Raw genomic sequence first — 13,909 nt, 5'->3', positions numbered from 1 at the left:
CAATCTCAAAAGAGATTCGGAGACCTGGTTTGAAAAAAGGCTTTTACACCATCATGGCGGCGCAGTTCTTTTCCTCGCTGGCCGACAACGCCTTGTTCATCGCCTGTGTCGGCTTTCTAACGCTGCTCAAGGCGCCTGAATGGATGACGCCGATGTTGAAGTGGTCCTTCGTCTTGTCTTATGTGTTGCTGGGCGCCTTTGTCGGCGCCTTCGCCGATTCCTTCCCAAAGGGCAAGGTCATGTTCATGACCAACCTGATTAAGATCGGCGGTTGCGCCACCATCTTCTTCCAATTGCATCCGGTGCTGGCCTACGGCATTGTCGGGCTGGGCGCGGCGGCGTATTCGCCGGCCAAGTACGGCATTTTGACCGAGCTGCTGCCGCCCGAGCAACTGGTGGCGGCCAACGGCTGGATCGAGGGCCTGACGATCAGCTCGACCATTTTCGGCGTGGTGTTGGGCGGCGCGCTGTCGGCCAACGCGGCGGTGTCGTCCTTCCTGCTGAGTTTCGACTTCCCCTTCATTACCACCAGCATCGATACGCCGGGCGAGGCGGCGCTGTGCGTGATCGTCGGTGTCTACTGTCTGGCCGCGTTGTTTAATCTGGGCATCGCCGACACCGAGGTGCGCTACGCCAAGCAGTCGACCCGCGCCGGCCAGTTGATCGCCGACTTTTGGCGTTGCAGCGGCGTGCTGTGGCGCGACAAGCTGGGCCAGTTGTCGCTGGCGGTGACGACCTTGTTCTGGGGCGCCGGCACGGCGCTGCAATACATTCTGCTGCGCTGGGGCCAGGAGACGCTGGGCCTGGGGCTGGACAAGGCGGCGCTGCTGCAGGGCGTGTTCGCCTTCGGCGTGGCCGGCGGCGCGGTGCTGGCGGCGCGTTACGTCACGCTGCGCCGTTCGCTGTCGGTGCTGTGGCTGGGCATGCTGATGGGCGGCGTGGTGATGTTGATGACGGTGGTGCACACGGCCTGGATGGCGGCGCCGCTGTTGATCGTCATCGGCGGCCTGGCCGGCTTCTTCGTGGTGCCGATGAACGCGCTGTTGCAGCATCGCGGCTACAAGCTGATGAGCGCCGGCCACTCGGTGGCGGTGCAGAACTTCAACGAGAACCTGTCGATCCTGGCGGTGATGGCCTTGTACGCGATGATGCTGCGCATGAACATCGGCCTCAACACCACCATCCTGATCTTCGGCGGCTTTGTCGCCGCCAGCATGGGGCTGATCATGCTGCGCCACGCCGCCACCAAGCCTGCCTGCAACCGCGAGCTCAATTTATAATACGCGATGGCGCCGCCAGTCCGGGGCGCCGAGCCGCGTCCGCTCGCCTGCCTTGTGGCACAATGCGGCGCTGACGGCCCGGGCCGTCGCTTTCACCAATCATCAGGAATTAGCATCATGACCATATTCGCCGTACCCGTCTTCGACGCCACCGTTATCTTCAACGACAAAGAACTGTTCAAAGGCCGCGGCGCCGCCGAGGGCTGGGGCCAGAAACTGGCCAAGGAAATCGAGTGCGAGACCGGCGTGCAGAAGGTCGGCACGGGCTGGGCCATCTCCGCCAACTATGAAGGCGAGGATTGCTTGTGGGGTATCCACGGCCAGCGCCTGAAGCGCATCAACTAGGGTTCGTCAAGCTTATCTGCGACGCCGGCCTTACCCCGCAAGCAAAGGGGTCAGACCCCGTACGGGGTCTGACCCCGTGGCGTATCGACGTGCGGGGTAAGAAACATGCGACTCGTTGTCGCCGGCGTGTTCCTCGTTGCGTCGACGCATTGGGCGCTACGTTGCCGCACGTGTTAAGACCCGTTTGACGGCCTCGAACCACAGCAGGTTGAGGCCGACCACGGCGGCGCCGGCCAGCAGCAGCGCGGCATCGGGACGCACGAAACCGAACAACTGGCCCAGCGCCGGCAGGCCCAGCGCGGCCGCCAGCAGCGCGCAGGTGGCCAGCGCGATGGCGCCGAAGTAGCGGCCGGCCTGGCCGCCACGGCCCCAACCGGCGCCGCGTCCCCACACGCGGTTGGCCTGGATCAGTCCAAGGTTCGACAACACCAGCACGCTAAAGGCCAGCGCGCGCGCCACCTGGTCGCTGCCGCTGTCCCAGCGCGCCAGCGCGTACACCCCGACCAAGGTGGCCAGCAGGCCGCCGCCCTGCCACAGCCCGCGCACCAGCACGGCGCGGTCGAACAGGCGCGCCTCGGGCGGGCGCGGCGGCGCCGCCATGGCGCCGGCCTCGATCTCCTCGGCCTCGAACACCACCGAGCAGGCCGGGTCGATGATCAGCTGCAGGAACAGTATGTGCACCGGCATCAGCAGCATCGGCCAGCCCAACAGCAGCGGCAGCAGCGACAGGCCGACGATCGGCACGTGCACCGCCACCACGAAGACGATGGCCTTGCGCAGGTTGGCGAAGACGCGGCGGCCGTAGCGCACCGCCGTCACCAGCGAGGAGAAGTCGTCGTTGAGCAGCACCAGCGCGGCGGCCTCGCGCGCCACGTCGGTGCCGTGCGCGCCCATGGCCACGCCGATATGCGCGGCTTTCAGCGCCGGGGCGTCGTTGACGCCGTCGCCGGTCATCGCCACCACCTCGCCGGCGGCGCGGAAGGCCTGCACCAGGCGCAACTTCTGCTCCGGCTGGACGCGGCAGAACACCTGCGTGTTGGGCAGGCGGGCGCGCAGGGTGGCGTCGTCGAGGCCGGCCAGCTCGGCGCCGGTCATGGCCGCGCCGTCGACCGGCAGGCCGGCCTGGCGGGCGATCGACAGCGCGGTGGCGGGGTGGTCGCCGGTGATCATCACCACGCGGATGCCGGCGGCGCGGCATTCGGCGATGGCGCGCGGCACATCGGGGCGGATCGGATCCTCCAGCGCGACCAGGCCGAGGAAGTCGAAGTCGAAGTCGTGCTGGTTGCCGGGCAGCTCGCTGGCGCTGAAGGTGGCGCAGGCCACGCCGAGCACGCGCAGGCCGTCGCGCGCCAGCGCCTCCACCTGGGCGGCGATGGCGGCGGCGCGGGCCTCGTCCATGTGGCACAGGTCGACCACGGCCTCGGGCGCGCCCTTGGCGGCGATCATCAGCTCGCGCCGGTCGGGCGACTGCCAGACGCGCGACATGGCCAGCATCTCGCGCGACAGCGGGTAGTCGTTGACCAGCGTCCAGTCGGCGTGCAGGTGTTCGGTGTTGGCCAGCAGGCGTTGGCCGGCGTCGCCGATGGCCGACTCCATCGGGTCGTAGGCGCGGCGGTGGCTGGCCAGCACGGCGTATTCCAGCACGCCGTGCAGCTCCTCCTGCAGCGGCGCGGCGGCGTCGGCGGCGCAATCGTAGGCGGCCTGCTCGGAGCACAGGCGGCGCACCGCCATGCGGTTGGCGGTCAGCGTGCCGGTCTTGTCGACGCACAGCACGGTGGTGGCGCCGAGCAGCTCGACCGCCGGGATGCTGCGGGCCAGGACTTTTTCACGCGACAGGCGCCAGGCGCCCAGGCCGAGGAACAGCGTCAGCACCACCGGCAGCTCCTCCGGCAGGATGGCCATGGCCAACGTCAGGCCGGCCAGCAGGCCGTTGAGCCAGTCGCCCAGCAGTGCCCACCAGCCCAGCGCCAGCGCTGCGGCCAGCGCCAGGCCGATGGCGGCGACGCGGCGCACGATCTGCGCCGTTTGCAGCTGGGTCGGGGTTTGCTCGCCGCCCAGCGCGGCCAGCGACTTGCCGATCTGGCCCAGCGCGCTGCGCTCGCCGGTGGCGCTGACGCGGCCGCGCGCCATGCCCTGCGTGACCAGCGTGCCGGCGTAGGCGTAGACGGCGGGCGATGCCACCATGGCGGCCGTGGCGGGCAGGGCGGTGTTGTCGTCGGCGAGGGGGAGTTGTTTGGCCACCGGCAGCGATTCGCCGGTCAGCATCGATTCGTCGATGGTCAGGTTGGAGGCGTCGAGCAGGGCCATGTCGGCCGGCACGCGGTCGCCCTCGGCCAGCAGCACGATGTCGCCCTCGACCAGCTCGCGGCCGGCGATGCGCTGCGCCACGCCGTCGCGCAGCACCAGCGCGCGCGGGCTGGACAGGTCGCGCAGCGCGTCGAGCGAGCGTTCGCTGCGGCGCTGCTGGACGAAGCTGATGGCCATGACGATGAAGACGAAGCCGAGCAGCATCAGCGCCTCGGCGCGGTCGCCCAGCACCATGTAGATCCCGCCGCAGGCCACCAGCAGCAGGAACATCGGCTCGGCGAGCACGCCGCGCAGCTGGCGCAGGGCGCTGCGCGGGCGCGACTGCGGCAGTTCGTTGGGGCCGTCGGCCGCCAAACGGCGCGCCGCCTCGGCCGGGCTCAGGCCTTGTTGGTCGGTGGCGTCGGGCGGCATGGCAGCCTTCCGGTCAGATGAGCGGCGTTGGTGCCGCAGCAGCGGCCACGCCGCCGCCGCCGCCGCCGCCGCCGCCGCCGCCGCCGCCGCTCGTCTCGTTGGCGGCGCCGGCCGCGCCGCCATGGTCCAGGTCGGGCCGGCGCCACGGGTCGACGTGGGTCATCAGGTTGAGCACGCGGTGGCGCTGCAGCACGCGCTGGCGCGCCTCGACGGCGATGTCGTGGCCGGCCTCCACGGTCAGCAGGGCGTCGACCTCGATGTGGGCGTCGACCACGATCATGTCGCCCATTTTGCGGGTGCGCACGTCGTGCACGCCGCTCACTCCCGGCGTGTCGACCAGGGTGCGACGGATCGCCTCGACCTCCTCATCGTCGACGGCGCGGTCCATCAGGTCGTGCAGCGCGTCCCAGCTGAACTGCCAGCCCATGCGGGCGATCATGCAGCCGACGATGAGCGCGGCGATCGGGTCGAAGATCGGATAGCCGGCCAGGTTGCCGACAATGCCCAGGCCGACCACCAGCGAGGAGGCGGCGTCCGAGCGGGCGTGCCAGGCGTTGGCCACCAACATGCTCGACTTGATGCGCTTGGCCACCGCCAGCATGTAGCGGAACAGCGTCTCCTTGGCCAGCAGGGCGGCGCCGGCCACCCACAGGGCGACGGCGTGCACCTCGGGCACGCTGGCCGGGTGTTGCAGCTTGAGCACGGCCGACCACAGCATGCCGACGCCGACGGCCAGCAGCAGCAGGCCGAGCGCCAGCGAGGCGGCGGTCTCGAAGCGCTGGTGGCCGTAGGGGTGGTTCTGGTCGGCGTCCTTGCGGGCGTGGTGGCCGGCGAACAGCACGACGAAGTCGGCCACCAGGTCGGACAGAGAGTGGATGCCGTCGGCGATCAAACCCTGCGAGCGGGCGAACACGCCGACGGCGATCTGGATGGTGCTCAGCACCAGGTTGACGGCGACGCTGACCCAGGTGCTGCGGTTGGCCGCGCTGGCGCGTTCCTCGGCGCTGTGCAGGCTGTCTTCGGGGTCGTCGTGCAGGTCGTCGAATTGCATGTGTGCTGGTTCTCGTGGTGATGTGGAGGCGGGCGCTGGCCACAGCGTAGCATAGCGGACGGCGGCGGCGCTGAACAGCGCCACGGCGCCCGCTCAATTGCCGCCGGTGCACTTTTTTGCTAGCATGGCAGCCACTGTCCGTCCGCGCGCATCGCCCGTTGTGCAGGCCTCTTCACGCTCACCCCCGCTCACCACCGGCGCCATGAACCTTCCCCGACTGCCCGAACCGCTCGCCCTGCTGCCCTATGTGGGCAAGTGGTGCCTCATCGCCGGCCTGGTCGCCGCGCTCAGCGGCAGCGCCTCGGCCTTCTTCCTGTTCGCCCTCGACCAGGCGACGCGCTACCGCGAGGCGCACGCCTGGCTGATCTGGCTGCTGCCGCTGGCCGGTTTCGCCGTCGGCTGGGTGTATTTGAAGCTGGGCCGCTCGGTCGAGGCCGGCAACAACCTGCTGATCGACGAGATCCACGACCCGAAGCGCGTGGTGCCGCTGCGCCTGGCGCCGCTGGTCCTGGCCGGCACCGTGGTGTCGCACCTGTTCGGCGCCTCGGTGGGCCGCGAGGGCACCGCCGTGCAGATGGGTGGCGCGCTGGCCGACCAGCTGACCCACGTGTTCGGCCTTCGCCACGAGGACCGCCGCATTCTGCTGATGGCCGGCATCAGCGCCGGCTTCGCCTCGGTGTTCGGCACGCCGCTGGCCGGCGCCATCTTCGGCCTGGAGGTGCTGGCCATCGGCCGGCTGCGCTACGACGCCATCTTTCCTTGCATGGTGGCGGCCATCGCCGCCGACCAGGTCGGCATGGCCTGGGGCGTGCGCCACACCCATTACGCGCTGCAGGCGGCGCCGCCGCTGACGCTGCTCAACGTGGCGGCGGTGCTGGCGGCCGGCGCGCTGTTCGGCCTGGCCGGCATGGCCTTCGCCCGGAGCACCCACGCCGCCTCGGCCTTCATGAAGCGGCGCATCGCCTACGCGCCGCTGCGCCCGCTGCTGGGCGGTTGTGTGATCGCGCTGGCGGTCTGGCTGCTCGGCACGCGCTACATCGGCCTGGGCATTCCGGTGATCGTCGAGGCCTTCGCCCGGCCGCTGGCGCCGTGGGACTGGGCCGGCAAGTTCGTCTTCACCGTCGCCTCGCTGGGCAGCGGCTTCAAGGGCGGCGAGGTGACGCCGCTGTTCTACCTCGGCGCCACCCTGGGCAACGCGCTGGCGCCGCTGCTGCACCTGCCGTTCGCGCTGCTGGCCGGGCTGGGCTTTGTCGCCGTGTTCGCCGGCGCCGCCAACACGCCGCTGGCCTCGACCATCATGGCCATCGAGCTGTTCGGGCCGCAGATCGGGCCGTTCGCGGCGCTGGCCTGCGTGGTGGCCTACCTGTTTTCCGGCCATAGCGGCATCTACCACGCCCAGCGGGTGGGGCCGGGCAAGCACCACCGGCAGCGGCCGCCGCCGCCCGGGCCGCCGCCGGGCGCCGGCTGAGGCGGCGAGGGCGGCGCAGGCGGCGTCATCCTGGCGTGCGGCGTGCGCCGTGGGCCTGTGTTACCCTGTACGGGTGGCCATCGTTCGGCCATCCCCGACACCCGCCTAGCTGACGACTGGAACCAGGAAGCTCCGCCATGGCCAGTCCCAGCGACCCCAACCAAAACCACCTGCTCTCGGCCCTGCTCGACGCCGACTTCGACCGTCTGGCGCCCCATCTGGAGCCGGTGGCGATGCGCCTGGGCGACGTGCTGTACGAGTCCGGCGGCAAGCTCAGCCATGTCTACTTCCCCACCACCGCCATCGTCTCGCTGCACTATGTGCTGGAGAACGGCAGCTCGTCGGAGATCGCCGGCGTCGGCAACGAGGGCGTGCTGGGCGTGTCGCTGTTCATGGGCGGCGAGAGCACGCCGAGCCGCGCCGTGGTGCAGACCGGCGGCCACGGCTACCGCATGAAGGCGCATATCCTGGTCGAGGAGTTCAACCGCGCCGGCCCGGTGATGCGCCTGCTGCTGCGCTACACCCAGGCGCTGTTGACGCAGACGGCGCAGACCGCCGTGTGCAACCGCCACCACAGCGTCGAGCAGCAGCTGTGCCGTTGGCTGCTGTTGACGCTGGACCGGCTGCCGGCCGGCGAGCTGACCATGACCCAGGAACTGATCGCCAGCATGCTCGGCGTGCGCCGCGAGGGCGTCACCGAGGCGGCCGGCCGGCTGCAGGGCTACGGCTACATCAGCTACCGGCGCGGCCACATCAGCGTGATCGACCGCGCCGGCCTCGAGGCCGACGTGTGCGAATGCTACCAGGTGGTGCGCAAGGAGTTCGCCCGCCTGCTGTCGGACGTGCGCCAGCGCGGCGGGCCGGCGGCGCTGGGCGCCGGCAGCCCCTTGTAACGGCGGATTTTTGTACGGCGGCGCTGCCGCACCTTGTCTGGGCCGAGGTTGACGCTCTGAGTACGATTGCGCAAGGTAAGAATCTATGTATGTGGAACAGAAAACCCCGGCCGAACGGTTGCTGCTGACCGGTTTCGGCGCCACCCTGGCGACGCTGGTGCTGGTGGCCCTGCTGGTCGGCGCGATGGGCGTGGGCGGCGCGCTGGCGCCGGAGACGGCGTTGCGCGTGGCGGCCGGCACGGCGCTGGTGCTGGTGCTCGGCCTGCTCGCCCTGTACGCCCGGGTGCGCTGGATGATACGCCGCCGCGGCGCGGTGCTGTTCGGCCAGCAGCCGCTGCTCAAGGCCGACGCGCTGCAGCGCGCCATCTTCAACAGCGCCAACTTCTCCAGCATCGCCACCGACGCCCAGGGCGTGATCCAGATCTTCAACGTCGGCGCCGAGCGCATGCTGGGCTACCTGGCGGCCGAGGTGCTCAACCTGGTGACGCCGGCCGGCATCTCCGACTCGGAGGAGCTGATCGCCCGCGCCGCCGCGCTCAGCGCCGAGTTCAACACGCCGATCACGCCCGGCTTCGAGGCGCTGGTGTTCAAGGCCTCGCGCGGCATCGAGGACATCTACGAGCTGACCTACATCCGCAAGGACGGCACCCGCTTCCCGGCCATCGTCTCGGTCAGCGCGCTGCGCGACGCCGACGACAAGGTCATCGGCTACCTGCTGATCGGCACCGACAACACGGCGCGCAAGCAGGTCGAGGCCGAGCAGGCCCTGCTCGACCAGCGCCTGCGCGACCAGCAGTTCTACACCCGCTCGCTGATCGAGTCGAACATCGACGCCTTGATGACGACCGACCCGCGCGGCATCATCAGCGACGTCAACCAGCAGATGGAGGCGCTGACCGGCTGCAGCCGCGACGAGTTGATCGGCGCCCCGTTCAAGGACTACTTCACCGAGCCGCAACGGGCCGAGGCGGCGATCACCCGCGTGCTGCGCGAGGGCAAGGTGACCAACTACGAGCTGACCGCGCAGGCGCGCGACGGCAAGCAGACCGTGGTGTCGTACAACGCCACCACCTTCCACGACCGCAACCGCAACCTGCAGGGCGTGTTCGCCGCCGCGCGCGACGTCACCGAGCGCAAGCAGTTCGAGCACGCGCTGCAGGAGACCAACGTCGAGCTCGAGGGCGCCCGCGCCGCCGCCGAGAAGGCCAACCTGGCCAAGTCCGAGTTCCTCTCGAGCATGAGCCACGAGCTGCGCACGCCGCTCAACGCGGTGCTCGGTTTCGCCCAGCTGATGGCCTCGGAGAAGCCGGCGCCCAGCCTGCCGCAACAGCGCTCGCTCGACCAGATCCTCAAGGGCGGCTGGTATCTGCTGCGCCTGATCAACGAGATCCTCGACCTGGCGATGATCGAGTCGGGCAAGATCACCATGTCGCAGGAGTCGATGTCGCTCAGCGAGGTGATGGCCGACTGCAAGGCGATGATCGAGCCGCAGGCGCACAAGCGCGGCATCCAGATGGTGTTCCCGCATTTCGCCCGGGCGATGCACGTGCACGCCGACCGCACCCGGGTCAAGCAGGTGATGATCAACCTGCTGTCGAACGCCATCAAGTACAACCGCAGCGGCGGCACCGTGACGGTGGACTGCGCCGCCGCCGCCAACGGTCGGCTGCGCGTCAGCGTGCGCGACACCGGCGCCGGCCTCAGCGCCGAGCAACTGGGCCAGCTGTTCCAGCCCTTCAACCGCCTGGGCCAGGAGGACAGCGCCGAGGAGGGCACCGGCATCGGCCTGGTGGTGACCAAGCAGCTCGTCGAGCTGATGGGCGGCGCGATCGGCGTCGACAGCGCGATCGGCGTCGGCACCACCTTCTGGATCGAGCTGGAGGCGACCGAGGCGCCGGCGCTGATCGGCGGCCACGGCCACGCCGCCGAGGCGGCCCTGGCGCAGGCCGAGACGGCGCCGCGCACCCTGCTGTACGTGGAGGACAACCCGGCCAACCTGAGCCTGGTCGAGCAGCTGATCGCCCGCCGCGCCGACCTGCGCCTGCTCACCGCCATCGACGGCCACCTGGGCATCCAGCTGGCGCGCACCTACCACCCGGACGTGATCCTGATGGACATCAACCTGCCCGGCATCAGCGGCTACGGCTGCCTGAAGATCCTGCAGGACGACCCGAACACCAAGCACATCCCGGTGCTGGCGCTGTCGGCCAACGCGGTGCCGCGCGACATCGAGAAGGGCATCGAGGCCGGCTTCTTCCGCTACCTGACCAAGCCGATCAAGGTGCAGGAGTTCATGGACGCGCTCGACCTGGCGCTGCACCACGCCGCCGCCAACGGCATGCTCGAGGAAGAGCATTGAACGGCGCGCACAGCGCCAACCCGGCGGCGGCGACGCCGGCGGCACACGTAATTTAGGAAGCACGGCCATGATCAACGCAAGCGAACTACTCAACGCCAACATCCTGGTGGTCGACGACCAGGAGGCCAACGTCATGCTGCTCGAGCAGATGCTGCGCAACGGCGGCTACCGCCGCGTCACCACGACGATGGACCCGTTCAGCGTCGCCGGGCTGCACCGCGAGCAGCACTACGACCTGATCCTGCTCGACCTGCAAATGCCGGGCATGGACGGCTTCGAGGTGCTGGCCGCCTTGAAGGACATCGAGCCGGACGGCTACGTGCCGGTGCTGGTGATCACCGCCCAGCCGGGCCACAAGCTGCGCGCGCTGCAGGCCGGCGCCAAGGACTTCGTCGGCAAGCCCTTCGAGCTGGTCGAGGTCGAGACGCGCATCCGCAACCTGCTCGAGGTGCGCCTGCTGTACCAGAAGCTGGAGCGCTACAACCAGCAGTTGGAGGCCACGGTGCTGGAGCGCACCGCCGAGCTGCGCGAGAGCGAGGCGCGCTTCCAGCGCTTCACCGAGCTGTCCTCCGACTGGTACTGGGAGCAGGACGCCGAGGGCCGCCTGACGCGCTGCTCCGGCCCGGCCGCCGAGATGCTCGGCCTGGCCGGCCCGGACGACGGCGCCGGCGCCGCCGCGCTGGCCGAGGCCGGCTGGGACCCGGCCGAGCGCGCCCAACTGGCCGCCAACCTGGCCGAGCGGCGGCCCTTCCTCGACTTCGTCTACCGCCGCACCGGCGCCGACGGCCGCGTGCGCCATCTGCAGGTCAGCGGCGAGCCGATGTTCGACGCCAGCAGCCGCTTCGTCGGCTATCGCGGCATCGGCATGGACGTCAGCGCGCGCATGCGCGCCGACGGCTGAGCCGGCCCGGCCGCGCCGGGCAGCCGGCCCGGGCCGCGCCGCGCGGCGAATTTGATCTAGCGCAAAGTTTTCATTAGGCAAAACACGCATATTGCCTAGGACAGGCTGGCGCGCGCCGCCGTTCCGGCAGGGTCGCGGCCGCCTGTGCATCGAAAGACTCCGCCATGAACCTGACCTTCCTCGGCGCCACCGGCACGGTGACCGGCTCCAAATACCTGCTGCGCTCGGGCGCGGTGAAGATCCTGGTCGACTGCGGCCTGTTCCAGGGCTACAAGCAGCTGCGCCTGCGCAACTGGGCCGAGCTGCCGGTGGCGCCGGCCGAGATCGACGCCGTGGTGCTGACCCACGCCCACCTCGACCACAGCGGCTACCTGCCGCTGCTGGTGCGCGACGGCTTCCGTGGCAAGATCTACTGCAGCGAGGCGACCTTCGACCTGTGCAAGATCCTGCTGCCCGACAGCGGCCGCCTGCTCGAGGAGGAGGCCGAGTACGCCAACCGCCACAACTACTCGAAGCACAAGCCGGCGCTGCCGCTGTACGGCGAGCGCGACGCCGAGCGCGCCCTCGACTTCTTCGCGCCGCAGCCCTTCGGCGCGCCGTTCGAGATCGGCGAGCTGCGCTGCGAGCTGGCGCTGGCCGGCCACATCCTCGGCGCCGCCTCGCTGCGCGTGCAGGGGCCGACCAGCAGCATCAGCTTCTCCGGCGACGTCGGCCGGCTGCGCGATCCGATCATGGTGGCGCCGACCCCGCTGCGGCCGAGCGACTACCTGGTGCTCGAATCGACCTACGGCGACCGCCGCCACGACCCGGCCGACCCGCTTGTGCTGCTCGGCCAGGTGGTGCGCGACACGGCGGCGCGCGGCGGCGTGACGGTGATCCCCTCGTTCGCCGTCGGCCGCGCCCAGACCCTGCTGTACCTGATCGACCAGTTGAAGCGGCGCGGCGAGATCCCCGGCCTGCTGCCGGTCTACCTGAACAGCCCGATGGCGGTCGACGCCACCGCGCTGTACCAGAAGCACCGCGCCGACCACCGCCTGTCGCGCGCCGGGTGCGAGGCGATGTGCCACGCCGCCAAGATCGTCAACAGCGTCGAGGAGTCGATCGCGCTGAACCGGCGCCAGATGCCGATGGTGATCATCGCCGCCAGCGGCATGGCCACCGGCGGGCGCGTGCTGCACCACCTGAAGGCCTTCGCCGGCGACCACCGCAACACCATCCTGTTCGCCGGCTTCCAGGCCGGCGGCACGCGCGGCGCGGCGATGATAGGCGGCGCCGGCGAGATCAAGATCCACGGCGAGTACGTGCAGGTGCGCGCCGAGGTGCGCCAGATCGACAACCTGTCGGCCCATGCCGACGCCGACGAGATGCTCGAATGGCTGGGCGGCGCCGGCCTGGCGCCCAAGCGCGTCTTCATCACCCACGGCGAGCCGGCGGCGGCCGACGCCTTGCGCCACCGCATCGAGGAACAGCTGCACTGGGACTGCCACGTGCCCGACTACGCCGAGGTGGTCGAGCTGCCCTAGATGGCGGGGCAAGGTGCGGCTGCCGGCCGGGTAGGTTGTGTTACGGTGGTATGCCGTCAACTATGCCGTCGCTATGGAGATGACCGGAGTGCGCAGCGCTGAAGCAACCCATTTCGTATGTTGATTGTCGAGTGTTCTACCCCTAATCTAATCGGAGAGACCATGCCGGAACCAAAGGGAGCCGCAGACCCAATTGATGCGCAGTCTGACTTTGAGCAACGACTGGCGGCATGCGCACAGCAGCTGCTTGAACCCTTCGCTACCATCCGTGCGGTGCAGCAAGTTTACGGAGCGCGCGTGCGGGAGCAGTCTATGCAGGCCTACGGGCGTCTTACGGAAGCTCATATGCTGCTGACGGGTGTACTAGCTGATGCAATTTTGCGGGTGGATGGAAAGATGGTGGAAGCGTCGCAAGTGGGGGAGGAACGTACTGCGCTCTTCGCGTCGTTCGTGATCGGCATGGGTCTTTGTGAGGACGCCATCGCGGACGGGCGGTATTTGCAGGCCTTGACACTCCTTCGGCAGGAATCGGAGACCGTGGCACAACTAACGCTAATTTCGCAAGGCAAACGCAAGGACGGCGAAGCCGCGAACGTTAAGGTTTTGGAAGCGTCGTTGAGAAGAATTCACGGCGATCTGTCTGCTGCTGCCCATGTCTCGAAGCACGATGTCGTGCGAAGTGTGACCAGACTGGATGTCAGCGGTTTGGATTTGCCGGAATTTACGGCTGGTGCGCGCTACTTTCCGGCATTCGACAAGAATCTGGCGCGCCGCGCCTTTGCTCTGCACCTAGTGTTGATATTGAATGTCATTGAGCACATGAGCACTGAACACGAAGAGCGGCATGCACCGGAGGATAGATTCGGTGCTGCGGAACGCAATGCGGTTGATCTCGCAGCCACCTTGATGAAAGGCGAGGGCGTGGTAGAAGCAGACTGATTTAGATGCACTCTGAACGAATGGCGGCGCCCTTGCTGAATTGAGGTCCGGGAGTAAAGGCGAACTTGCGGATTGCAGGGCGCCACTTGGGGATGCCTGATTATGTTCTTACGTCAGCCTTTCCCAGCACCATCCATTTCGGGCACGGCCTCGTCTGCGCCAGCGCGACCGCCAGTCGCGGCACCATGGCGGCCATGTCGGCGCGGCGGTTGAAGCGATACTGGACCTCGGCGAGGTATCGCCTGGCATACTTCGGGAATTTAAACGCGTGGTGCGTCCCGGACAGGGCCGTTTTCAGGTTCCCCAACAAGACGTTGAGCCATTTGAACGGCTCGATCTCCGTGCCCGCCTTACCGCGCGGCGCCAGCACCACCTTATGCGTATAGCCCAGCTTTTCGAGCACTTCGAAACCCAGCAGCCCGTCGGACAAGA

11 protein-coding genes are annotated in these 13,909 nt (G+C 68.9%); 8 read left to right on the top strand and 3 right to left on the bottom strand.

Features of this window, described 5'->3' with window-relative positions; genetic code table 11:
- The first annotated feature begins 29 nt into the window (after positions 1 to 29).
- Together lplT and BM252_RS25720 are read left to right on the top strand one after the other, a co-directional pair.
- Positions 30 to 1,280, top strand: a complete 1,251-nt coding sequence (gene lplT / locus BM252_RS25725) for a lysophospholipid transporter LplT (protein ID WP_093390527.1) — start codon at positions 30 to 32, stop codon at positions 1,278 to 1,280.
- Between the two features lie 117 nt (positions 1,281 to 1,397).
- Positions 1,398 to 1,625, top strand: coding sequence for a hypothetical protein (locus BM252_RS25720; protein ID WP_093390526.1), 228 nt, complete (start codon positions 1,398 to 1,400; stop codon positions 1,623 to 1,625).
- 156 nt (positions 1,626 to 1,781) lie between these two features.
- Here the strand turns inward: BM252_RS25720 and BM252_RS25715 are convergent, their stop codons facing one another.
- Entirely contained in the window at positions 1,782 to 4,343 is a 2,562-nt protein-coding gene (locus BM252_RS25715) for a cation-translocating P-type ATPase (protein ID WP_093390525.1), read from the bottom strand.
- Positions 4,344 to 4,356: 13 nt separating this feature from the next.
- Positions 4,357 to 5,394, bottom strand: coding sequence for a cation diffusion facilitator family transporter (locus BM252_RS25710; protein ID WP_093390524.1), 1,038 nt, complete (start codon positions 5,392 to 5,394; stop codon positions 4,357 to 4,359).
- A gap of 202 nt (positions 5,395 to 5,596) precedes the next feature.
- Here BM252_RS25710 and BM252_RS25705 point away from each other — a divergent pair, with 202 nt between their 5' ends.
- From BM252_RS25705 to BM252_RS25680, 6 genes are all read left to right on the top strand, one after another.
- Positions 5,597 to 6,862 carry a voltage-gated chloride channel family protein gene (locus BM252_RS25705; RefSeq protein WP_093390523.1) on the top strand — a complete coding sequence of 422 codons (1,266 nt, stop codon included), beginning with the start codon at positions 5,597 to 5,599 and terminating at the stop codon, positions 6,860 to 6,862.
- A gap of 137 nt (positions 6,863 to 6,999) precedes the next feature.
- Positions 7,000 to 7,755 (top strand): Crp/Fnr family transcriptional regulator, encoded by a 756-nt coding sequence (locus BM252_RS25700; protein WP_093390522.1) that lies wholly within the window; start codon positions 7,000 to 7,002, stop codon positions 7,753 to 7,755.
- Between the two features lie 184 nt (positions 7,756 to 7,939).
- Positions 7,940 to 10,114, top strand: coding sequence for a PAS domain S-box protein (locus tag BM252_RS25695; RefSeq protein WP_093390576.1), 2,175 nt, complete (start codon positions 7,940 to 7,942; stop codon positions 10,112 to 10,114).
- 67 nt (positions 10,115 to 10,181) lie between these two features.
- Entirely contained in the window at positions 10,182 to 11,015 is an 834-nt protein-coding gene (locus BM252_RS25690) for a response regulator (RefSeq protein ID WP_093390521.1), read from the top strand.
- 164 nt (positions 11,016 to 11,179) lie between these two features.
- Entirely contained in the window at positions 11,180 to 12,538 is a 1,359-nt protein-coding gene (locus tag BM252_RS25685) for an MBL fold metallo-hydrolase RNA specificity domain-containing protein (protein ID WP_093390520.1), read from the top strand.
- 162 nt (positions 12,539 to 12,700) lie between these two features.
- Entirely contained in the window at positions 12,701 to 13,477 is a 777-nt protein-coding gene (locus BM252_RS25680; RefSeq protein ID WP_093390519.1) for a hypothetical protein, read from the top strand.
- Positions 13,478 to 13,577: 100 nt separating this feature from the next.
- On the opposite strand, the gene BM252_RS25675 is transcribed toward BM252_RS25680, so the two are convergent.
- On the bottom strand, positions 13,578 to 13,909 hold a 332-nt coding region (locus BM252_RS25675), incomplete at its 5' end, for a transposase (RefSeq protein ID WP_174900688.1).

The sequence above is a fragment of the Rugamonas rubra genome (assembly GCF_900114705.1).
Lineage (GTDB): Bacteria > Pseudomonadota > Gammaproteobacteria > Burkholderiales > Burkholderiaceae_D > Rugamonas > Rugamonas rubra.
The sequence above is the reverse complement of the archived record's forward strand: the minus strand, read 5'-3'. Positions and strand labels throughout refer to the sequence as shown.

Excerpts from the sequence above, each read along its gene's own strand:
- BM252_RS25720 (WP_093390526.1), top strand. The coding sequence starts at position 1,398 with ATGACCATATTCGCCGTACCCGTCTTCGACGCCACCGTTATCTTCAAC.
- BM252_RS25715 (WP_093390525.1), bottom strand. The coding sequence starts at position 4,343 with ATGCCGCCCGACGCCACCGACCAACAAGGCCTGAGCCCGGCCGAGGCG.
- BM252_RS25710 (WP_093390524.1), bottom strand. The coding sequence starts at position 5,394 with ATGCAATTCGACGACCTGCACGACGACCCCGAAGACAGCCTGCACAGC.
- BM252_RS25705 (WP_093390523.1), top strand. The coding sequence starts at position 5,597 with ATGAACCTTCCCCGACTGCCCGAACCGCTCGCCCTGCTGCCCTATGTG.
- BM252_RS25700 (WP_093390522.1), top strand. The coding sequence starts at position 7,000 with ATGGCCAGTCCCAGCGACCCCAACCAAAACCACCTGCTCTCGGCCCTG.
- BM252_RS25695 (WP_093390576.1), top strand. The coding sequence starts at position 7,940 with ATGGGCGTGGGCGGCGCGCTGGCGCCGGAGACGGCGTTGCGCGTGGCG.
- BM252_RS25690 (WP_093390521.1), top strand. The coding sequence starts at position 10,182 with ATGATCAACGCAAGCGAACTACTCAACGCCAACATCCTGGTGGTCGAC.
- BM252_RS25685 (WP_093390520.1), top strand. The coding sequence starts at position 11,180 with ATGAACCTGACCTTCCTCGGCGCCACCGGCACGGTGACCGGCTCCAAA.
- BM252_RS25680 (WP_093390519.1), top strand. The coding sequence starts at position 12,701 with ATGCCGGAACCAAAGGGAGCCGCAGACCCAATTGATGCGCAGTCTGAC.